The following is a 22160-nucleotide window of genomic DNA, read 5'->3' as shown; positions in this document are numbered from 1 at the left end:
ATAATCTCACAATAGATGAATCATGTTGAACTGAGTTTTAGTACAAATTTATTTAATTAATTGGTATAGGTAAAAAACACGAAGAGCAGCGTCTGGTATTAAGTGATACAACTTAATGCATAGTCGTTGCTTTTTTAATCATTCAATACATAAAAAGACCGTCTTATAATCATATAGTACATGGTTATAAGACGGTCTTTATTGTTCATTATAATAGTTCTTCGATATCTGATTTGATTTGACTTGGATTTTTTTGTGGTGAGAAACGATTGACTACATTGCCATCTCTATCTATTAAGAACTTAGTGAAATTCCATTTGATTTTACTATTGAAAAATCCATCTTGTTGTTCTGTTAAGTATTGATAAAGTGGATGTTGTTCAGGTCCGTTCACTTTAATTTTTTCGTGCATTGGGAAGGTTACCCCATAATTAATTTTACAATTTTGCATGGCTTCTTGACCGTTACCAGGTTCTTGCTTGCCAAATTGGTTACAAGGGAATCCTAATACGACAAAGCCTTGATCTTGGTATTGTTCGTAAAGCTCTTGCAAGCCTTCAAACTGTGGCGTAAAGCCACATTGACTCGCTGTGTTGACGATTAACATGACCTTTCCTTTGTATTGATCTAGTTGATAGGTTGTGCCATCGGTTTTTGTAACTTCAATATCATATATGCTCATGTTTTCTTCACCTCGATGTCCCAAACTTAACACATTTCGCCTGAATAGTCTTTAGATATGCTCTATGATAAAATGGAATAGATTACTAGTAGATTGAATAAACATTCAAAATGACCGTAAAATGAATTTAAGGAGGATACATTTTTGCCTCAAGAGAGAATATTTGATACAGAAGAAGCGGTAGAAAAAGCATTATTAATCGGGGTAGATGCATATGATGAAAAACAATTCGATTTCCGTGAAACCATGGATGAATTAAAAGCACTTGCTGAAACATGCCGATTAGATGTTTTAGGTGAAATTACACAACAAAAAGACCGTATTGAAGATAAATCGTATGTTGGTAAAGGTAAATTACAAGAAATTAAAGATTATGTAGAAATGTATGATGTCGATGTCGTTGTAGCTAACGATGAACTGACAACTGCACAATCTAAAAGTCTGAATGATAATTTAGGTATTAAAATTATAGATAGAACCCAATTAATATTAGAAATTTTCGCGATGCGCGCAAGCAGTAAGGAAGGTAAACTGCAAGTTGAATTAGCACAACTTGATTATTTAATGCCACGTCTGCAAGGTCATGGTAAAAGTTTATCTAGACTTGGTGGCGGTATCGGAACAAGAGGTCCTGGTGAAACAAAATTAGAAACAGACAGACGTCATATTCGTCGCCGTATGAATGAAATCAAACACCAACTTCAAACTGTAGTCGAACATCGTGAACGCTATCGTTCTAAACGTAGACAAAATCATGTGTTCCAAGTAGCTTTAGTAGGTTATACGAACGCTGGTAAATCAACTTGGTTTAATATTTTAGCGGATGAATCTACGTATGAAAAAGATATTTTATTCGCTACATTGGATCCGAAGACACGCCAAATCCAAGTGAATGATGGTTATCATTTAATTATCTCTGATACAGTTGGTTTTATTCAGAAGTTACCAACTACGTTAATTGCCGCATTTAAATCCACATTAGAAGAAGCGCGCGATGCGGATTTACTACTTCACGTCGTTGACGCAAGTAATGAAGAATATCGTACGCAGTATGATACGGTTAACCGTATCATTGGCGATTTAGATATGGATAAGATTCCACAAGCAGTCATCTTTAATAAGAAAGACTTGAACGAAGGACCAACCCCTGCATCTCAATTGCCGAATGTATACGTTTCAGCACGTGATGAAGCGGATGAAGAAAAAGTAAGACAGTTATTAATAGACCAAGTAGAAAAACAAATGGAACCTTATGAAGAGACAGTTCCTGCAGATGATGCAGATCGTCTATACTTCTTAAAACGTCATACGTTGATTCATAAACTTGAATTTAACGAAGAAAATGAAAGTTATGAAGTAGAAGGTTATAGAAGAAAAGCAGAAGAAAATGGAGAGAAGTAAGCACCATGGATTTAGAACAAATTATTCAAGAAACAGAAACAGAATTACAACCTTATTTTAAAACAATTGAAGCTTGCGCTTATCGTAATCAAGCGAAAGTGTTAGATGCCTTTCACGCAGTGAAAGCGACAGAATCTGATTTGCAAGGGACAACAGGTTATGGCTATGACGACATCGGTCGTGACCATTTAGAAGAAATCTATGCGCATACGTTTAAAGCTGAAGATGCGTTAGTCAGACCGCAAATTATTTCTGGCACGCATGCGATTACTGTCGCTTTACAAGCCAATCTAAAACATGGTGATGAATTATTATATATTACCGGCAGCCCTTACGACACACTGTTAGAAGTCATCGGTGTCAATGGTAATGGTATCGGCAGTTTAAAAGAGAATGGCGTATTATATAACGAAGTCGCTTTAACAGAAACTGGACAAATTGATGTGCCTGCAGTACTGAATGCGATAAATGACCATACAAAAGTGATCGCAATACAACGTTCTAAAGGTTATGATCAACGCCCATCAATTATGGTGGATGAAATTAAACGTGCAGTGGCTGATATCAAAGCAGAACATCCTGATGTGATTGTCTTTGTAGATAATTGCTATGGAGAGTTTGTAGAAGATGAAGAGCCGATTGAAGCAGGTGCAGATATCATGGCAGGTTCACTCATTAAAAATCCAGGTGGCGGTTTAGCACGTATCGGTGGCTACATTGTTGGTAAAACAGATTTAATTGAACGTTGCGGTTATCGTTTGACTGCGCCAGGTATTGGAAAAGAAGCTGGGGCTTCTTTAACTGAACTGCCAAGTATGTATCAAGGTTTCTTCTTAGCGCCACATGTGGTTAGTCAAAGCTTGAAAGGTGCATTATTTACAAGTTTATTCCTAACCAAATTAAACATGAATACTGTACCGGCATTTGATACACCTAGAACGGATTTAATTCAAACTGTTCAATTTGATACAGCAGAACAAATGATTCGCTTCTGCCAATGTATTCAAGCTGCTTCACCTATTAACGCACACTTCAGTCCAGAGCCAAGTTACATGCCGGGTTATGAAGATGATGTGATTATGGCAGCTGGGACATTCGTACAAGGTTCATCTATTGAACTTTCAGCAGATGGTCCAATCAGACCGCCATATGAAGCTTATGTTCAAGGCGGCTTAACGTATGAACATGTTAAGTTGGCAGTCACAAGAGCTGTTCAACAAATGAATGAAGAAGGTCTTATCTAAAATAAAGCAACCGACGCAATTTTGCGTCGGTTTTTTAATGAAAACACAGAAAAAATACTATGAAGTATATGAAATTTAAAAAATAAAAGATATAATAAAAATGAACATGTGAGAGAAAAAGAAGGTACATGAATCAACGAAGTGGAGGAGAACGTTATGGTTCTGACTTATCGTACCTTATTATTTGTCTTATCATTAATGATGTTGTTGTGTTTTGAAGCAAGTAAATCTTTAGGACCTGTATTTTTCTATTCGGTGTTAGGAATATATATGGTAGCAGTTTCTTTCATTTTGTATAAACTTGGTAAGATAAAACGAAATAAAAGATTAAGATAGCAACAAAAAAGAGGCCAGTCGGCCTCTTTTTTTATCCCTATTGTTTAGCACCTGTGTGCGTAGTGATTAATACAATTTCATGTATTGTTCGCGTTCCCACTCAGATACTTGTGTTCTATAGTAATCCCACTCAATTGATTTAGAGTTGATGAATTGATTATAAATGTGTGAACCTAAAGCATCTTTAACAATTTTGTTTTCACGCATTGCTTTTAATGCTGTGTAAAGTGTTGAAGGAAGATCTTCGATACCGATTGCTTCACGTTCGTCACGGTTCATTTCATAGATATTTTGGTTTACAGGTTCAGTAACTTTAAGTTTGTTTTTGATACCGTCTAAACCAGCTTCTAAGATTGCTGCTAAAGCCATGTATGGGTTAGCTGCTGGGTCAACTGAACGAACTTCTACACGTGTAGATAAACCACGTGAAGTTGGGACACGTACTAATGGAGAACGGTTTTTACCACTCCAAGCGATATAACATGGTGCTTCGTAACCTGGAACTAAACGTTTGTATGAGTTTACTAATGGGTTACATACAGCAGTGAATCCACGTGCGTTTTTCAAGATACCTGCGATGAATTGGTAAGCTTCTTCAGTCATTTGGTCACGACCATTTGGATCGAAGAATGCATTTTCTTTACCTTTGAATAAAGAAACGTTGAAGTGCATACCGCTTCCGTTTACACCAAATAATGGTTTTGGCATAAATGTCGCATGTAAGTTATGTTTACGAGCAATTGTTTTAACAACAAGTTTGAAAGTTTGGATGTTATCACAAGCAGTGATGGCATCTGCGTATTTGAAGTCGATTTCATGTTGGCCAGGCGCAACTTCGTGGTGGCTGGCTTCAATGTCAAAGCCCATGTCTTCTAATTCTAATACGATATCACGACGGCAGTTTTCACCTAAGTCAGTAGGAGCTAAGTCGAAGTAACCGCCATGGTCATTTAATTCTAATGTTGGTTCGCCATATTCATCTAATTTGAATAAGAAGAATTCTGGTTCAGGCCCTAAGTTGAAATCAGTGAAGCCTAATTCTTCCATTTCGTTTAAGACACGTTTCAAGTTAGTACGTGGGTCACCAGCGAATGGTTTACCATCTGTACCGTATACGTCACAGATTAAACGTGCAACTTTACCTTGACTTGCTGTCCAAGGGAAGATAACCCAAGTGTCTAAGTCAGGGTGTAAATACATATCTGATTCTTCAATACGAACGAAACCTTCGATTGAAGATCCGTCGAACATCATTTCATTATCTAATACTTTTTCTAATTGACTTACAGGTACTTCAACATTTTTGATTGTTCCTAAAATGTCAGTGAATTGCAAGCGTAAATATCTTACGTTTTCCTCAGTAGCAAATCTGCGGATGTCATCTTTTGTAAATGTACGTTTTGCCATGTTTTAAATCCTCCAGTGAATTATTTGATAAAACGAGATAGGTCGCCTCGATTTATCGGGATAGCTTCCTGTTGCGGTTTCTGTGTTGCTTCAACGATAACGTGTTTTCTGATGGCTTTTTCATCAGTAGACAAATGTTGATCATCTTGATAAATGATTTGTTTGATTGCTTTTAGGTTAAACCCTTTTTCTAATAGGTGTTTGATTTCTAACAGGCGATCTAAATCATTCATCGAAAATAATCTTTTGTTACCGGGTGTTCTCTCTGGTTTAACGAGTCCATGTGCTTCGTAATACCGTACCTGTCTTGGTGTTAGCTCAGTCAATTGATTTACGACACTCATAGAGAAGACGGCCATGTTTCTGCGAAGTGCATCATTTGACATTTCTCCATCACCTCTATTTTTGAACTTGTTATTAACTTATCACAAATAAACCGAAATTACAAAAATATGTAAGGTTTTCTGACATCAGTATAAAAACCCTTATATATCAAGGGTTCAACATGTCTTTTCTGATAATTCTAACAAATTAAAACACGAACCATTCAAAAATATTTCACATTTTCGTTCCGATTTACTGCGTTTTTACTTAAATAAGAGAGAACCTACTATGACTTTCTCTATGTAAAATTATACCTAAGTTGCGTTAGACATAAACATTTGACTAAATGAAATGTGAAATTAGACGTACTCAAGTACTGATATTTCAGTTGTTTATATGATGTCTTAAGCGATTATAAATGTTAAAATAGTTTTATCTTATTTATATTAAATGATAGACGTTTTAACTTACCATTAAATCAATGTAAGAGTTTAAAATGAATCGCAAGAATGGAGTTGAGACAATGATAGCCTTTTACGTACCAGGATTACTAGGTGATATATTGCTAGGCATATTTATCTTATTCACAATCTTGAATTTGATTGTTGCCTTTAATATCATCTTCTTGAAAAATAGGTCGACAAGTGCCACATGGGCTTGGTTGTTTATTTTATTTATCGCACCAGTGTTAGGTTTCTTCTTATACATTTTATTTGGAAGAGGCGTATCAAAGAAAAAGTTATACAAAGATTACAGAAAAGATATAGAACAATTTGATGATATTATCAATGAACAACGTTACCAAGTTCAACAAGATAAAATTCAAAGTGATAACGAAATAGTTCAAAGACATCATGACTTAGTAAATATGCTGTTAACGAGACAACCTGCTTTCTTAACAGAAGGTAATGATATCGATGTGTTTGTCGATGGCCATAAATTATACGATCAAATGATTGAAGATATTAAAAAAGCGGAGTCTTTCATCCACTTAGAGTATTATGTATTTGAATTAGATGGTTTAGGGCATCGCATTATTGATGCTTTAGAAGAGCGTTTAGAAGCGGGTGTAGAGGTCTTATTATTATATGATGATATTGGCTCGAAAAAGTTAACCTTGCGCCAATTCAAGCGTTTTAGAAAGCTTGGTGGGCAAGTTGAAGCTTTCTTCGCAAGCAAACTACCGTTAATCAACTTCAGAATTAATAACCGTAACCATAGAAAGATTGTCGTGATTGACGGTCAAATCGGTTATATCGGTGGTTTCAACGTTGGAGATGAATACTTAGGCTTAAGTAAGAAATTCGGTTATTGGAGAGATACACATGTCAGAATTAAAGGTTCTGCAGTGGATGCGTTAGAATTACGCTTTATGTTGGATTGGAATTCTCAATCTAAACGTCAAACGTTGCCATATAAACCTAAATACTTCCCAGTGAAAGAAGATATAGGGGAAGCTTCTGTTCAGATTTGTTCAAGCGGACCTGATGATAACTGGCATGAAATTGAATTCGGCTATACAAAAATGATTAACTCAGCTAAAAAATCGATTTATATGCAGAGTCCTTACTTCATTCCAGATAATTCTTATATCAACGCGTTGAAGATGGCCGCAAATTCAGGAGTAGACATTCACTTGATGATTCCTGATATGCCTGACCATCCGTTTGTATACTGGGCAACGTATTACCATGCGGCAGAGCTATTAGACTCAGGTGTCAAAATCTATACGTATAATAATGGGTTTATCCATTCTAAAACGATGGTAATTGATGATGAAGTGGCTAGTGTCGGTTCAGCCAACATGGACTTCAGAAGCTTTGAATTAAACTTTGAAGTCAACGCTTTTATGTATAACAAAGAAATCGCTACAGAGTTACGTAAAGCGTTTGAACATGATGTCACACTTTCAACAGAATTAACGAAAGCACGTTATGCGAATCGTTCATTCTGGATTAAAATGAAAGAGGGCTTCTCAAAACTGATTACGCCAATTTTATAAGATAAGAAAAACTCGGAAGTGAGCTGTCTCATTTCCGAGTTTATTTATACTGTGTTATTTTCTTTTATTGTGTTTATCTCGATTCTGCTGGATGATAAATAAAATAAAACCGACGAGCATTCCCATTAAGATGCCAATAATTGCTGTGACTAGTAATGGAAACTCATATACATATTGCAAAATCAAGCCGACGATAATTGCGACTGCAACAGCAACAATCGTTACAATATTTTCTTTAATGGCTTGCATAGCGCGCCTCCTCATCAAATTCCTTGTTTCTATCATACCAAATTTTTGTGCATCAGAGAATTGACGCACCTATGAAAAAATAGGTATGATGAGTCGGTGATAACTTTAATCAAAGCAGGTGAAAATTTTTGAAACGTAAGTCTATGTCGTCAATCATTGTAATTGCAGTGATTGCTGTAATTGTTTTAGGTTTCCAATATTTTAATCATTCAGGTCCCTTTAAACAAAGCGGTGGAGAACAAGCATCGACATCGATGGGGGATAAAGAAGCGGTTACTGTCAAACGTGTTATTGATGGTGACACCTTTATCGCAACAGATAAAGATAATCGTGAAATTAAAGTCAGAATGATTGGTATGGATACACCAGAAACAGTTAAACCTAATACACCTGTACAACCGTACGGGAAAGAGGCTTCAAACTATACCAAGAAGCATTTAAATAACCAAAAGGTTTATTTAGAATTTGATAAAGAGCCGAAAGATCAATATGGCCGCTATTTAGCTTATGTTTGGTTAGATGAGAACCATATGTTTAACGAAGAATTAGTTAAACAAGGGCTTGCACGTGAAAAGTACTTTGCGCCGAATGGCAAGTACCGAGATGTGCTTAAAGAGGCTGAAAGAGAAGCGAAACAAAAACATTTGAATATTTGGAGTTAAAAAATTTGGAGTTAAAAAATAACGGACAAGCTGAATGTGCTTGTCCGTTATTTTAATTAAGGTTGATTGATGTAGCCCAGAATCTTTTCGCAATCTTGTTCAGTGATTTCATGTTTTGACTGCATAAATATATTGCGAATCGCATCTTTTAAGTCATGCTTAGAAGTTGCGGTCTCAACATATTTTTGACGTTCAGTCGGACCATCAATGATATTTACAGAACCGTCACTAAAGTATACTAAACCGACACTTGAAATTTTTTGATTGAAGTTCTTTTCGTAAGCATCTTTTAGTTCTTTAGAGTTCACAGAAGCTGTAAGGTACGGGTCATAGTCATAGAAATCAAAAGTGACACTGTTGCTTTTGACTTTTTCAGTGAACGTATAAATATCTTCTCTTGTTGACTGGAATTGACTTTGATATTGATCTGCGATGTAATGCCCGATAATTTGATCAATATCTTCTACATTTGTATCAATAGGTTTTTCAGGTTCAGCACTGAAATGATAAAATGTTTTTTCTTTCCAGTTCTTCACGTCGATATTTAACAACCCTTTATCTGTGATGACTACATAATCAAAAGTACGCAAGAAATCGAAGAGTGGATGTTTAACAGCAACATTGCCTGTTGAAACAATATGATAAAACTTAACTTCTCCATTTTCTTTTAAGCTTTGCATAACTTTCTCGATAGATTGTTTAGCTTTGCGTACACCATAATGATGTTGTTGTGTACCATCATTAATGATTTGATTTTTCAATGATGCGACTTCTGTACGTAAGGTGTTGACCTTGCTTACAAGTTGATTTTTAGAATAAATCTCTGTATCTAGTCGGTGCTGCATTAAGCTGCGTGATACAACAAGCGCAATGGCCAAAATCACGATGACAGCAACTAGAAGTAATATTAAATACATACCTATCATTCCTTACTCAATAAAAAGTAGTTAAATTTAAACATACCCTAATAATCTAACTCTTAGTGGTAAAAATCAATAATAAAGTCTTAACAAAATATTAATGTAACATTTATGACATATTATGATAATACTAAAAAAGTTCCAGACGAATATGTAGGAAATGTGTCTGGAACTTTAATCGTTAAATTCAATTTTAAGTGTTTGGTTTCAACTCAGCTTGGGAATCAATGAAATATCTTAAAAACTATTACGCTTTTGTATCTTGTAAGATAGATTTTTGTAAAGCGTCAAATTCCTCAAGCAGTTTCAATGCTTTTTTCGTTTGTGCGCTTGTAATAGTAATGAAAACTTTTCGTTCATCATCGATGCAGCGTTGCTTGCCGATGATTTTCATTTCCGTTAATGTGCTGAACGATTTATGAATTTCCATTAAACTGAAATTCATACCGTGTTTCACTTCAAGAAGAGGGATAAGTTTCTTTTGACGATCTAAAATGTGTTTTAAAAATAATAAATCGTTGAAACGTAAGTTATATTCCTGCTTCAAAGCTTTAATTAATTCTTTTCGATGCAATTCATAGTAAAAAATCGATTCTGTAGACTGTGTTTTTTCAGAATACATGATTTCACCTCGTGTTGTATTTATAATATCTTGCGTCTACATTATTATAATAAAAAAGTTATACTTTGAAAAGAGATATTCTTTAGTTTTAACTTAAATTATTGTATCTATTTTTAAAAATTCAATTAACGAATGAAAATAAAGTTTATAAATCCAATAGGGTTACTTGGTATAACAAAAGGAGTTTAAAAATTGTTCTCTATTATAAAGAATAAAACAGATTTATCAGACTTTTATAATAATATTCCTCCTAATGCAGTTATCGCATTAGATAATCATCCTATCTCTTATTATGTGTTAGACTGTTTAGCTGAACAGGAGAGACATGTTTCTGTTGTCACATTTTCCACAGATATTATGCAATATGTGTGTCAAAATACTTTTTCGAATATAATTTTTGCGCCAGGTAAAGTGGATTCAAGCTTACATATTATTACTGGTGATACAATGGTGGAATCATTTAAAACCCTTCAAATAGATGTCTATTTCTGCGCAGCGAGTTACATAGATGAACAAGGTAGTTTATATCAAGTGCATTCACAAATAGGGGCATTGCAAAAAACGTTGATCCAACAAGCGCGACACAGTTATGTCGTTAATTATCCTGATTTTATAGAATCAAATCAGCGTTATATTCATATCGGATATGTAAATTAAATGATAGACAAGTAGTGAAACACACGCTAAAATGAATATGAATAGAGAGAAAATACAACCATTATTGTAAGCGCTTACTAGTAGGAGGTGTCAGAATGCAAAAGTCTAATAATGAAGATTTAAATTTCTTGGTTGATAGATTAATAGAGAATACCAATGATGAAATCAAATTTTTCGGAGAGACTGCAAAACTTTTATTCTTGAAAAATGAATTTATTATTAACGATACAGTAGATATTTGCGTAAAACGTAAGAACCTTACTAAAGTTTTAAAGAATATCCCGGATAATTATCGTATTCGATACATAGATTCAGAAGGGAATGTCAGTGAAAAATTAAGAGATACGAAATTCTCTCAACTAACACATTTAGAAGTAGAAATACATGGGCAAAGAATTATGACTATTTATATTTATGATGTACATAACAAAGAGTGGATGTTTAGATTCAACCACAACATTCGATTGCCTGAAAAACATATTTATTTCCATTCTTTACCTTGGGGCGTTGATTATATTAAACCAGAAATCGTTCTGATGTATGAGTTGCTGCAACCTTCAGTACATCGCAGTAGTTTTAACAACAAAGCTGTGATTGATGCATTGAGTTATTATCAATTCGTTATGTTACGCGTGGTCGTAGGTGAAGAACGCCTGCATGATGCATTATACGCATCGTAAAAAGAACAAGAGCGTTGCTTAGTCGCAACACTCTTGTATTTTTATATCTTTAAATTTTAACTAAATATTGTTTAAATTCAGATTATTTTAATTGTAAATTTTCTTTCGCATGGGCACAACTTCCATCATATACTGCACGTACGGCATCGTCAGCATCCTTAACGCTGATACCGAACATCATTGAAATTTCAGAAGCACCTTGGTTGATCATTTTCAGGTTGATATTCGCTTTAGCGAGTGCAGATGTGATCATATTGGCAGTACCGACCATTTGGTTCATACCTAAACCAACAACCATCATCACAGCTAAGTCGTTATCAATACCTAATTCATCAACATCACATTGTTTACGAATTTCATTTAACACTTTTGTTTCTTTGCCGCGAATTTGATGTGTTCGCATGATGATACTGACGTTATCAATACCAGAAGGCATATGGTCAAATGAGATATTGTAGTCTTCAAGTACTGATAAGATTTTACGTGTGAAACCAACTTGTCTGTTCATTAAGTATTTACGTACGTTAATGACTGTAAAGCCTTTGTCACAGCTAATACCTGTAATCAAGTGGTCTGGTTTAATTTCACGGTCATATCTGATGAAAGTACCTGGATCTTCAGGACGATTTGTATTTTTAATTACGACTGGAATACGTTCTTTTTGTACAGGTTGAAGGGCTTCGTCGTGGAAAACACTAAAGCCTGCATATGAAAGTTCACGCATTTCGCTATATGTTACTTCTTCCATAATTTCAGCGTTTTTGATTAAGTTCGGATTTGCACGATAGATACCTGAAACATCTGTAAAGTTTTCATACAACGTTGCGCGTACACCGCGTGCCAAGATTGCACCAGTGATATCAGAACCGCCGCGAGGGAAAGTGACAACATTACCTTGTTTCGAGTAACCAAAGAAACCTGGAACGATAATTTTTCCTTCAATTTTTCTTAGATTGTAAATTTTATCATAAGATTCTTCTAAGATTTGAGCAAATTGAGGCGTGTTGGTTACAGTAATACCTGCGTCTAAAGGAGACACATATGTAGTTGGAACACCTTGAGCGTTATTATATTGCGCGATTAAGCGAGCGTTAAAGTCTTCACCACAAGAAAGTAATGCATCTTTTAAACGAGGCGGATTGCTTTGGTTGGCTTTGATACGCTGTTCAAGAATATCATCGAATTCTGTTAAAATATTTTCGTCCATCTTTAAATCACGGATGATATCTGCATAACGTTCGATAATTTCTTCCTTTTTATTTTGATAATCTAATTTTGCTACACTTTTTTCATAAAGCCTAAGCAACAAATCTGTTGTCTTAATATCTTCAGAATGTCTTTTACCTGGAGCAGACACAACGATTATTTTTCTTTCGTCATCGCTATTGATGATGTTTAACACTTTCTGAATTTGGCTTGCTGAAGCGACGGAACTACCGCCAAATTTAGCTACTTTCATATTTAATCAACCTTTCTATCAATCTTAATAATATACTGCTTTGTTTTTTGGGTGAAAAATGCTAAAATTTCAACATATTCCAAATTTTTTGAACTTTACAATTTTGATGAATGAATTTATACTAAACCATAATCAAGTATTTTTCAATAGTACAGGTGTTTTTTTAGAACGAACAAACGGAGGAATGTAATTATGAAGAAGTTAAACATCGCTTTGCTCGGTCTGGGAACAGTGGGCTCAGGAGTAGTTAAAATTATTGAAGAGAATCATCAACAGATTAAAGATACGATTCACAAAGATCTTCACATCAAACATATTCTTGTTAGAGATAAAAAGAAAAAACGTCCCTTAAATATCAGTAAATACCATCTGACTGAAGATGTGGATGAAATCTTAAATGATGATGAAGTCGACATTGTGATTGAAGTGATGGGCGGTATCGAACCTACTGTTGAGTGGTTGAAAAAATCATTAAAACAGGGCAAACATGTGATTACTGCTAACAAAGATTTATTAGCGGTTCATTTACGCACATTAGAAGATTTAGCAGAAGAAAATGGCGTTGCTTTAAAATTCGAAGCCAGTGTGGCAGGCGGTATTCCAATCGTCAACGCAATCAACAATGGTTTAAATGCGAACAACATCAGTAAATTCATGGGTATTTTAAACGGTACATCCAACTTCATTTTATCTAAGATGACAAAAGAGGGCGCAAGCTTTAAAGAAGCTTTGGATGAGGCACAACGTTTAGGTTTTGCTGAAGCAGATCCAACTGATGATGTTGAAGGTATCGATGCGGCACGTAAAGTAGTCATCGTTACATACTTATCATTCAACCGAGTTATCAGTTTAGACGAAGTTAAAGTAACAGGTATTTCTGAAGTAACAGTAGAGGATATCAAAGCCGCAACAGCGCTTGGTTATAAAATTAAATTAATCGGTAAAGGTACATTTGATAATGGTGTTATTGAAACATCTGTTGCACCAACCTTAATCGATGAAAGACATCAATTAGCATCAGTTGAAGATGAATATAATGCGATTTATGTTATCGGCGACTCTGTTGGAGAAACGATGTTCTATGGTAAAGGTGCAGGTAGCTTAGCTACAGGTAGTGCAGTAGTCAGCGACTTACTAAACGTCTCACTACAATTCGAATCTAACTTGCATACTTTACCGCCGCATTTCGAATTGAAAACAGGTCATGCAAAAGAAATGATCGACGCAGATGAACCGACAAAATTAAAAGAAAAAGGTAGTTACTATGTTGTTTTACAAACAAATGGTGCACCGGTTAAACGAGTGGAAGAAGAGGTTAAAGCACAATTACCGCTTCACAAATCACTCAATGTCATTGAACGAGATGACAACACAGCAGCTGTCATTGTAAAAAGTATCAATGTTCCAGCTGATGAAATTTTAGCACAAGGCAAATATCCAGTGGAAAAAGTTTATCCAGTAGAAGGGGTTTAATTAAAATGAAAAGATGGCAAGGTTTAGTACAAGAATACAAAGCATATCTCCCAGTTAACGACAACACACCGAATGTAACTTTAAATGAAGGCCAAACGCCGTTGATTCATTGTGATACATTATCAGACATGTTAGGTATTAACTTGTTTGTAAAATTTGAAGGTGCCAATCCGACAGGTTCATTTAAAGACCGTGGTATGGTCATGGCAGTCACTAAAGCAAAAGAAGAAGGTAAAAAAGTAGTGATTTGTGCATCAACAGGTAATACTTCGGCTTCTGCAGCTGCATATGCGGCACGTTCAGGCTTGAAAGCAATCGTAGTTATTCCTGAAGGTAAAATCGCTTTAGGTAAATTATCACAAGCTGTTATGTACGGTGCAGAAATTGTATCGATTGAAGGCAACTTTGATGAAGCTTTAGAAATTGTTAAAGAAGTTGCGAAAGAAGAAGGCGAAATTGAACTTGTTAACTCAATTAACCCATACCGTATCGAAGGTCAAAAAACAGGTGCATTTGAAGTAGTCGATCAATTAGGCGGCAAAGCACCAGATGTATTAGCTATCCCAGTCGGTAACGCAGGTAACATCACTGCGTATTGGAAAGGCTTCAAAGAGTTTAATGATAAACATCAAACAGGCTTACCGAAATTATTTGGATTCCAAGCGGAAGGTGCATCACCAATCGTACAGAACAAAGTCATTAAAAATCCTGAAACAGTCGCAACTGCGATTCGTATCGGTAACCCAGCAAGTTGGGATAAAGCAGTGAAAGCTTTGGATGAATCTAACGGCTTGATTGATAGTGTGACAGATGAAGAAATCTTAGAAGCTTATCAATTACTTGCTTCTAAAGAAGGTGTGTTTGCAGAACCTGCAAGTAACGCTTCAATTGCTGGATTAATTAAATTGCATAGAGCTGGTAAATTACCAAAAGATATTACAGTTACTGCAGTGTTAACTGGTAATGGTTTGAAAGACCCTGATACTGCCATCTCATTATTAGACAACCCGATTAAATCTTTACCAAATGATAAAGCAAGTATTATTAAATATATCAAAGGAGCTATACATTAATGGGAGAAAGTTTAAAGCTTAAAGTTCCCGCTTCTACTGCCAATCTTGGCGTAGGCTTTGATTCAATCGGACTCGCATTAAATAAGTTCCTATATGTTGAAGCAGAAGTGAGTGCAGATAATAGATGGCACTTCCATCATAAAGGTGACAACTTGCATGGCTTACCGACAGATGAACACCATCTGATTTATCAAGTTGTACAGTTTCTTGAACAGAAATATGATATGTCAGTGCCGCCATTAGATGTCACTATGCGGAGTGAAATTCCTTTAGCCAGAGGACTTGGGTCCTCGGCTTCTGCTTTAGTTGCAGGTATTTATTTAGCAGATTTCTTCGGTCACTTACAATTATCAGAATTTGAAATGGTCGAAGCCGCAACAGAAATAGAAGGACATCCAGATAATGTTGCCCCTGTGATTTATGGTGGGATGATTGCTGGATTTTATAATCATGAAACAAAAGAAACATACATTTCTTCAATAGAACCTCCATACGTGAACCTCGTGATCACTATTCCAAGCTACGAGTTGAAGACACATGACTCTAGACAAGTTTTGCCGAAAAGCTTTGAACATGAACAAGCGGTTCAATACAGTGCCATCAGTAACACGATGTTAAGTGCATTGATGCAGCATGATTATCAATTAGCAGGTATGTTGATGGAAATGGATGGGTTCCATGAACCGTATCGTCAAGATTTAATCCCAGAATTTCAACGCGTTAAAGCGTTAGGTCGTGAATATCATGCTTATGCGACAGTTATCAGTGGGGCAGGTCCGACGATTTTAACATTAATTGATCCTTCTAAAAGCGGTAAATTAGTCAGAAGATTGAACAAAGAGTTGCCAGATTGTGAATCTGAATTAATTTCAGTCAATAAAAGCGGAATTATCGTTGAAAAAGTTTATGATTAATGAAGAAATGCGATATAATTTGATGGAATACGCTTGAAAGGAGCACTGCACATCAAATGAGCAGCTATAAAATGATAGTAATGGATATGGATGATACTTTGTTGAATTCAGAGAATCAAATCAGTCCAGATACTGCAAAATATTTAATTGAATTACAAGATAAAGGATATCATGTTGTCTTAGCTTCAGGACGTCCAACAGAAGGTATGTTGCCAATCGCAAGAGACTTGCATCTTCATGAGCATGATAGTTATGTCATCAGTTTTAACGGCAGTCGTACGACACGTGTTAGAGATGGAGAGCTTGAAGCCGAACAAAGTATTTCTAAAAAAGACTTTGACCGTATTGTAGATTATTGTTGCGATAATAATATCTTTGTGTTGACGTATCAAGACGGTCATATTATCTATGAAGGTGAACATGAGTATATGAATATTGAGTCTGAGTTAACAGGGTTACCTATGCATCGCACAGATGATTTGAAAGCATTCATTCAAAATCCTGTTGCGAAAGTGTTGGGCGTAGACTACGAATCACATATTCAAGAACTCTCTCAAGCATTTGGCGGTGTGTTTAACGACCAAATCGATGTGACGACAAGTAAACCCTTCTTCTTAGAATTTGTGCCGCATGGTGTGTCTAAAGGTAATGCATTACATGCGTTATGCGAAAAAGTAGGCATCGATATCAGTGAGACTATCGCATTTGGTGATAGTATGAATGATTATTCTATGATGGAAGAAGCAGGGTATGCTGTCGCAATGGGCAATGCACGTGATGCGTTAAAAGAAATCGCTGATTTTGTGACGTTAGATCATAACTCAGACGGTATTGTCTATGCCTTAAAGAAAATTTTATAGATTTAAATACAAAAGGAGACTTTCTGTTCAAGAGAGTCTCCTTTTGTATGCGATACATCTTATTTAGCTGTATGTGTCCATTCATGCATGCCATGGTTTCGTTTTACAAGAGCATAAATATTATCAGCAGAGTAGTCTAAGTTTGTATAGACTGTGATAATAAATGATGATTGTCCAGTTTCAAACGGTTCACTTAGGTAAACATCTTTTAAGTGTTCAAATAGAGGTACCATTTGATCATGTTCTAGACTTGGATATTCTCTTAAAGTTCTTTTGATAAGTCTGCCATTTTTTTCTTCAAGAGACTGAACGACAATCACAAAACGTTCATCTTCCTTCAAAACATCGTCAAATAAATTTGTTTGCCCTACCATGTTGTAACACCTCGATTTCTCGTCTTATTACTCCTATTATACTACATATCCATAAACGTTAAAATCTTAAAAGTTATAAGAAGAAACAAAAAACAGATTGGCCAAAGCCAATCTGTCAGTGTGAATAATTATTTCACTTTATTAAATTCTTCGAAACTTCTTACATCCATTTCTTTCAATTTAACAGGTTTTGTTTTCTTAATGATTTTATGAACAATGAAAATAATAAAGAGCACTACAATCGGTACGAAGTCTTTAATTAATCCGCCGACATTCAAGTGAATCATATTTTCAAATGAACCACCGAATAACAAGAACACGAGTATAGCTAAAACAAGAATCGGTCCTAGCGGATATAACGGTGTTTTATAAGGTAAACGTTCATTAACATCTATACCTTGTGCTTTTAATCCTTTACGCAATCTGATTTGCGAGAAGATTGCGGCTGCCCATACAAAGATAACAAGTTGCCCTATAATACCAAGTAATGTGAAAATCGCATTCGCATGGAAGTTCGCTAAAATAATGACCGCCACAACAATCACGAAGTTCGTTAAGATGGCTGGAATAGGTAACTTTGTTTTACCATGCAAATAACTTAAGAATTTCGGCGCTTGTCGATCTGTACTAAGTGAGAACAACATACGACTTGTTGAATAGATACCTGAGTTAGCAGCTGATAATAGTGATGTTAAAATAACCGCATTGATGACAGAAGCTGCAAAGGCGATACCGACTCTATCGAACACAATCGTAAATGGACTTTGTGTTACAGATTCACTTTTATTAAGTAATAACGGTTCATTGTAAGGTAAAATCGCTGAAATGACTGCGATTGAAAGAACATAGAATAATAAAATTCTCCAGAATACTGATTTAATAGCACTTGGCATTGATTTTTTAGGATCATCTGATTCACCAGCTGTGACCGCTACAATTTCCGTACCACCGACAGAGAATCCAGCGATAAGCAGAACGCTTAAGAAACCAGAGATACCGCCAACAAATGGTGCTTCACCGACAGTGAAGTTTTTAAAACCATACGTATGACCGCCAAGAATACCAAAGATAGTTAAAACACCTATAACGATGAAAACGATAATCGTCACAACTTTAATAGCTGCTAACCAGAATTCCGCTTCACCGAAGGCTCTTACCGTAAAGATATTCAATAATAGTAAGAACGTGATAAATATTAAACTCCATGTAAGTGGAGAGAAGAACTTAAATGTGTCCCAATAGTACAAGACATTTGATGCGATAATAACATCAACGCTTGTCACAAGTGACCACATTGCCCAGTATAACCAACCGACTGTAAAACCAAGTGAGGGGTCAACGAATCGTGTTGAATAAGAACTGAAAGAACCTGATACAGGATAAAAGGTTGCAAGTTCTCCGACTGATGACATTAAGAAATATAACATGACACCAATAATCAGATACGCTGCAATCGCACCGCCAGGACCAGCTTGAGAAATGACGCCGCCCATTGCGATAAAGAGACCTGTACCGATTGCACCCCCGATAGCAATCATTGATATATGGCGAGAACTGAGTCCTCTATTCATTTTGTTTTCATCCATATGCGTTACCTCTAATCTTTAAATTAAAATATATGTACTCTATTCTAATTGTTTTTATACGACTAATCAATGACCTTTGATGCATTAAATCAAATATTTTAAAAAATTCAGAAAAATGACAGAATTTTGTTCATTGTGTCCGTTAAATTGACATAAATTCTTAGTTGATATAGTAAGAGCGTATTAGACAAAATAGAAGGAGAGGTGTATATTTAGACCCAACAATAAAAAAAGTGAACGTTACCGATTTGAATAGGTAAGTTCACTATCGTAGTTTCAATACATTATTTAGTTTCGCGGTGTAATGTATATTTGTTCAATCTTGGGCAGTATTTTTTCATTTCGATACGTTCAGGATTGTTACGTTTGTTTTTAGTAGTAATATAATTACGATCGCCGCATTCTGTGCAAGCTAATGTTACGTTTACGCGCAATGTAGACACCCTTTCTATTAAGTTATTAGCAATACTTACGCACTTAAATTTACCACAATCATGCATATCGTGCAAGATGGATAAAATAAGCAGCATAAGCACAATGTATTCTATTGTATAGAAAAATTTACGATTAGTAAATAACTTTGCCTAAAAAATGAGCAAAAAGTATTGATAAAGATGGAAATTGTGTTATGATATAAATCGTAATAATTACGATTATGAACATTTACTATTAAGAAAGGTAGGAACTTTAATGGCAAAAAAATCAAAAGTTGTTAAAGAACAAAAACGAGAAGAACTCGTTGCTAAATATTACGCAAAACGTCAAGAGTTAAAAGCTAAAGGTGACTATGAAGCATTAAGAAAATTACCTAGAGATTCATCACCAACACGTTTAACTCGTAGATGTAAAGTAACTGGAAGACCTCGTGGCGTAATGAGAAAATTCGAAATGTCACGTATTGCATTCAGAGAACATGCACATAAAGGTCAAATTCCTGGCGTAAGAAAAGCAAGCTGGTAATTTCTAGTTTTTAGCAATCAATTTATCATGAAACACATTTCTTGAATGAAATGTGTTCTTTTTTGTGTATTTTTAGAGAGAATACACGCTTTTTTATGGTAAAAGTCGTAATGAGGTAGTATGATGTATATTGGACTTTTTGAGTTAGAGAAAATAAAGGGTAAGGTGTTAGATAGATATGAAAATTTTTGATTATGAAGATATCCAAATGATTCCTAATAAATGTATAGTGAAAAGCCGCTCAGAATGTGATACATCAATCCAATTCGGACCGCGTCGTTTTAAGATGCCGGTTGTTCCTGCAAATATGCAGACGGTTATGAATGAAAAACTTGCAGAGTGGTTCGCAGAAAATGATTACTTCTATATTATGCATCGTTTTGATGAAGCAGCGCGTATTCCATTCATCAAAAAAATGCAAGATAAAGGATTATTCGCATCTATTTCTGTAGGTGTTAAAGATAATGAATATGATTTCGTTAAAGAAATTGCTGAACAAGGTTTAAAACCTGAATATGTCACAATTGATATTGCTCATGGTCACTCAGAACAAGTCATTAACATGATTCGCCACTTGAAAGAATATTTACCAGATTCATTTGTGATCGCAGGTAACGTAGGTACGCCTGAAGGTGTAAGAGAATTAGAAAACGCTGGTGCAGATGCGACAAAAGTCGGTATCGGACCAGGCCGTGTATGTATTACTAAAATCAAAACAGGATTCGGTACAGGCGGTTGGCAATTAGCTGCAGTAAACCACTGCAGTAAAGCAGCGCGTAAACCAATCATTGCTGATGGCGGTATCAGAACACACGGTGACATCGCGAAATCAATTCGTTTCGGTGCTTCAATGGTTATGATTGGCTCGTTATTTGCGGCACATGAAGAATCACCAGGTGAAACAGTAGAACTTGATGGTAAATTATACAAAGAATACTTCGGCAGTGCTTCTGAATTCCAAAAAGGTGAGCGCAAAAACGTTGAAGGTAAGAAAATGTTTGTAGAACACAAAGGTTCATTAGCAGACACATTGAATGAAATGCAACAGGACTTACAAAGCTCTATTTCTTATGCAGGCGGTAAAGACTTGCTTGAATTAAGAAAAGTAGATTATGTCATCGTAAGAAACTCTATCTTCAATGGTGATAGAGACTAAGCTTTACCTTCTGGAGGTGTAGACGATCAGACGCACATTTTCATTTGTAGTCATCCTGTTACTTGCTGCTTTAATCATTCCTGTTAAAGAGACACCATGGATGATTGACATTCAAAATCAAGCAAAAGCCAAAATACAAGCAATCACTACACAAGAAAGTGCCAATGAAACAGCACTTAAAGTGCCGGATAAGCAAGATTTTGCTTTAAATAACATTCAAATGAATATGACAAAAGAAGAAGTCGAACAGGCTTTAGGTAAACCTGAGCGTGTCAGCGCAAATGAATATGGTTTAAAATGGTACACATACCATAAGGATTACCATTCATTCGTAATGGTCAGTTATATGAATAATAAAGTGAATGGTATCTATAGCAATCAAAATGTTATCTCTTCTAAATCTAAAATCAAGTATGGTTCGCCGAAATCAGCTGTAAGAGATAGACTAGGCCAACCGATTGATGAAATGACGAAAGGTAATTATAGATACCAAATTACGAGCGATGAATATGATGTCTTTGATAAAGATGGTATTTATACGACCGTCTTTTATGACAAGCATGAAAATAATCAAGTAACAGGTGTCATGCAGATTAGTAAGGAAATGGAACATCGTTTAACTAAACCTTACGGTGCGCCATCGTCTTCACTTGCTCAGAGTTTTGAGATGCAAAACTTTGATATAGTCAATGCAGAGCGTGTTCAAAGAGGCTTATCTGTATTGAAATATAGTGATGCAATCTCTAATACTGCACGAAAACACAGTAAAGATATGGCTGACAACCATTACTTTGATCATACTAATCCAAAAGGAGAATCTCCATTTGATCGTATGAAAAAGGATGGTATTGATTATAATAGCGCGGGTGAAAACTTAGCGTACGGCCATCAAAATAGTATTTTCGCACATGAAGGTCTGATGAATTCAGAAGGGCATCGAAAAAACATTTTACAACCAAGTTTTAAAAACTTAGGTGTCGGTGTTGATTTCAATGATGAACGACAGCCTTTCTGGACTGAAAATTACACAAGTTAATCAGCTTTAAAATAAAGGCAAAATTTCTGTATTCAGCAGAGATTTTGCCTTTTGTGTGCGCTCGGCATGATTAACAACTTGAT

General features: G+C 35.5%; 23 protein-coding genes. 13 read left to right on the top strand and 10 right to left on the bottom strand.

Annotated features, from left to right (window positions below):
- Nucleotides 1-208: 208 nt before the first annotated feature.
- A complete protein-coding gene (locus HMPREF2937_RS05485; RefSeq protein WP_002480822.1) occupies nucleotides 209-682 on the bottom strand; it encodes a glutathione peroxidase in 474 nt (157 codons plus the stop codon).
- Nucleotides 683-826: 144 nt separating this feature from the next.
- Here HMPREF2937_RS05485 and hflX point away from each other — a divergent pair, with 144 nt between their 5' ends.
- Together hflX and HMPREF2937_RS05475 are read left to right on the top strand one after the other, a co-directional pair.
- Nucleotides 827-2083, top strand: a complete 1257-nt coding sequence (gene hflX, locus HMPREF2937_RS05480; RefSeq protein ID WP_060804252.1) for a GTPase HflX — start codon at nucleotides 827-829, stop codon at nucleotides 2081-2083.
- Nucleotides 2084-2088: 5 nt separating this feature from the next.
- Nucleotides 2089-3327 (top strand): methionine gamma-lyase family protein, encoded by a 1239-nt coding sequence (locus HMPREF2937_RS05475; protein WP_070848270.1) that lies wholly within the window; start codon nucleotides 2089-2091, stop codon nucleotides 3325-3327.
- 402 nt (nucleotides 3328-3729) lie between these two features.
- Here the strand turns inward: HMPREF2937_RS05475 and glnA are convergent, their stop codons facing one another.
- Both glnA and HMPREF2937_RS05460 read right to left on the bottom strand, forming a co-directional pair.
- Nucleotides 3730-5070, bottom strand: coding sequence for a type I glutamate--ammonia ligase (glnA, locus tag HMPREF2937_RS05465; RefSeq protein ID WP_002480826.1), 1341 nt, complete (start codon nucleotides 5068-5070; stop codon nucleotides 3730-3732).
- Nucleotides 5071-5090: 20 nt separating this feature from the next.
- On the bottom strand, nucleotides 5091-5456 hold the full coding sequence (locus tag HMPREF2937_RS05460) for a MerR family transcriptional regulator (protein WP_002480827.1): 366 nt from the start codon (nucleotides 5454-5456) through the stop codon (nucleotides 5091-5093).
- Between the two features lie 461 nt (nucleotides 5457-5917).
- Between HMPREF2937_RS05460 and cls the strand changes: the two genes are divergently transcribed.
- A complete protein-coding gene (cls, locus tag HMPREF2937_RS05455; RefSeq protein ID WP_070864177.1) occupies nucleotides 5918-7396 on the top strand; it encodes a cardiolipin synthase in 1479 nt (492 codons plus the stop codon).
- A gap of 54 nt (nucleotides 7397-7450) precedes the next feature.
- Here cls and HMPREF2937_RS05450 read toward each other — a convergent pair whose 3' ends face one another.
- Complete coding sequence (locus tag HMPREF2937_RS05450) at nucleotides 7451-7645, bottom strand: hypothetical protein (RefSeq protein WP_023015265.1); 195 nt, start codon at nucleotides 7643-7645, stop codon at nucleotides 7451-7453.
- A gap of 128 nt (nucleotides 7646-7773) precedes the next feature.
- Here HMPREF2937_RS05450 and HMPREF2937_RS05445 point away from each other — a divergent pair, with 128 nt between their 5' ends.
- Nucleotides 7774-8307 (top strand): thermonuclease NucI, encoded by a 534-nt coding sequence (locus HMPREF2937_RS05445; protein WP_070848273.1) that lies wholly within the window; start codon nucleotides 7774-7776, stop codon nucleotides 8305-8307.
- 56 nt (nucleotides 8308-8363) lie between these two features.
- On the opposite strand, the gene HMPREF2937_RS05440 is transcribed toward HMPREF2937_RS05445, so the two are convergent.
- Both HMPREF2937_RS05440 and HMPREF2937_RS05435 read right to left on the bottom strand, forming a co-directional pair.
- Nucleotides 8364-9224, bottom strand: a complete 861-nt coding sequence (locus HMPREF2937_RS05440; protein ID WP_002480831.1) for a hypothetical protein — start codon at nucleotides 9222-9224, stop codon at nucleotides 8364-8366.
- Nucleotides 9225-9474: 250 nt separating this feature from the next.
- A complete protein-coding gene (locus HMPREF2937_RS05435) occupies nucleotides 9475-9849 on the bottom strand; it encodes a transcriptional regulator, SarA/Rot family (protein WP_002480832.1) in 375 nt (124 codons plus the stop codon).
- A 192-nt stretch (nucleotides 9850-10041) separates the two neighbouring features.
- Between HMPREF2937_RS05435 and HMPREF2937_RS05430 the strand changes: the two genes are divergently transcribed.
- Together HMPREF2937_RS05430 and HMPREF2937_RS05425 are read left to right on the top strand one after the other, a co-directional pair.
- Nucleotides 10042-10506 carry a sugar phosphate isomerase family gene (locus HMPREF2937_RS05430; protein ID WP_070848276.1) on the top strand — a complete coding sequence of 155 codons (465 nt, stop codon included), beginning with the start codon at nucleotides 10042-10044 and terminating at the stop codon, nucleotides 10504-10506.
- Nucleotides 10507-10601: 95 nt separating this feature from the next.
- The gene (locus HMPREF2937_RS05425; RefSeq protein ID WP_002480834.1) at nucleotides 10602-11186 is read left to right on the top strand and encodes a hypothetical protein; all 585 of its coding nucleotides are present in this window, start codon (nucleotides 10602-10604) and stop codon (nucleotides 11184-11186) included.
- Nucleotides 11187-11268: 82 nt separating this feature from the next.
- On the opposite strand, the gene HMPREF2937_RS05420 is transcribed toward HMPREF2937_RS05425, so the two are convergent.
- On the bottom strand, nucleotides 11269-12645 hold the full coding sequence (locus HMPREF2937_RS05420) for an aspartate kinase (protein ID WP_070864176.1): 1377 nt from the start codon (nucleotides 12643-12645) through the stop codon (nucleotides 11269-11271).
- Between the two features lie 192 nt (nucleotides 12646-12837).
- On the opposite strand from HMPREF2937_RS05420, the gene HMPREF2937_RS05415 reads away from it, so the two are divergent.
- The 4 genes from HMPREF2937_RS05415 to HMPREF2937_RS05400 are packed head-to-tail and all read left to right on the top strand — an operon-like array spanning nucleotide 12838 to nucleotide 16965.
- Nucleotides 12838-14118, top strand: a complete 1281-nt coding sequence (locus tag HMPREF2937_RS05415; RefSeq protein WP_002480836.1) for a homoserine dehydrogenase — start codon at nucleotides 12838-12840, stop codon at nucleotides 14116-14118.
- Between the two features lie 5 nt (nucleotides 14119-14123).
- A complete protein-coding gene (thrC, locus tag HMPREF2937_RS05410) occupies nucleotides 14124-15191 on the top strand; it encodes a threonine synthase (RefSeq protein WP_057509855.1) in 1068 nt (355 codons plus the stop codon).
- On the top strand, nucleotides 15191-16105 hold the full coding sequence (thrB, locus tag HMPREF2937_RS05405) for a homoserine kinase (protein WP_070864175.1): 915 nt from the start codon (nucleotides 15191-15193) through the stop codon (nucleotides 16103-16105). The genes thrC and thrB overlap by 1 nt, the downstream gene beginning before the upstream one ends.
- 56 nt (nucleotides 16106-16161) lie before the next feature.
- On the top strand, nucleotides 16162-16965 hold the full coding sequence (locus tag HMPREF2937_RS05400; RefSeq protein ID WP_070864174.1) for a Cof-type HAD-IIB family hydrolase: 804 nt from the start codon (nucleotides 16162-16164) through the stop codon (nucleotides 16963-16965).
- A 59-nt stretch (nucleotides 16966-17024) separates the two neighbouring features.
- Here the strand turns inward: HMPREF2937_RS05400 and HMPREF2937_RS05395 are convergent, their stop codons facing one another.
- The 3 genes from HMPREF2937_RS05395 to rpmG form a co-directional block, all read right to left on the bottom strand.
- Complete coding sequence (locus tag HMPREF2937_RS05395) at nucleotides 17025-17339, bottom strand: hypothetical protein (RefSeq protein WP_002480840.1); 315 nt, start codon at nucleotides 17337-17339, stop codon at nucleotides 17025-17027.
- A gap of 128 nt (nucleotides 17340-17467) precedes the next feature.
- Nucleotides 17468-18925 carry an amino acid permease gene (locus HMPREF2937_RS05390; protein ID WP_070864173.1) on the bottom strand — a complete coding sequence of 486 codons (1458 nt, stop codon included), beginning with the start codon at nucleotides 18923-18925 and terminating at the stop codon, nucleotides 17468-17470.
- A gap of 284 nt (nucleotides 18926-19209) precedes the next feature.
- Nucleotides 19210-19359: a 50S ribosomal protein L33 gene (rpmG, locus tag HMPREF2937_RS13265; RefSeq protein ID WP_001265708.1), complete on the bottom strand. Its 150-nt coding sequence runs from the start codon at nucleotides 19357-19359 to the stop codon at nucleotides 19210-19212.
- Between the two features lie 256 nt (nucleotides 19360-19615).
- Between rpmG and rpsN the strand changes: the two genes are divergently transcribed.
- From rpsN to HMPREF2937_RS05375, 3 genes are all read left to right on the top strand, one after another.
- The gene (gene rpsN, locus HMPREF2937_RS05385; protein ID WP_002480842.1) at nucleotides 19616-19885 is read left to right on the top strand and encodes a 30S ribosomal protein S14; all 270 of its coding nucleotides are present in this window, start codon (nucleotides 19616-19618) and stop codon (nucleotides 19883-19885) included.
- A 178-nt stretch (nucleotides 19886-20063) separates the two neighbouring features.
- Nucleotides 20064-21041: a GMP reductase gene (gene guaC, locus HMPREF2937_RS05380; protein WP_002480843.1), complete on the top strand. Its 978-nt coding sequence runs from the start codon at nucleotides 20064-20066 to the stop codon at nucleotides 21039-21041.
- A 100-nt stretch (nucleotides 21042-21141) separates the two neighbouring features.
- Entirely contained in the window at nucleotides 21142-22077 is a 936-nt protein-coding gene (locus HMPREF2937_RS05375) for a CAP domain-containing protein (RefSeq protein WP_142351407.1), read from the top strand.
- Nucleotides 22078-22160: the final 83 nt, after the last annotated feature.

It is taken from the genome of Staphylococcus sp. HMSC061G12 (assembly GCF_001838465.1).
Taxonomy (GTDB): Bacteria; Bacillota; Bacilli; order Staphylococcales; family Staphylococcaceae; genus Staphylococcus; species Staphylococcus simulans.
This window is presented reverse-complemented; position numbering and strand designations above follow the sequence as displayed.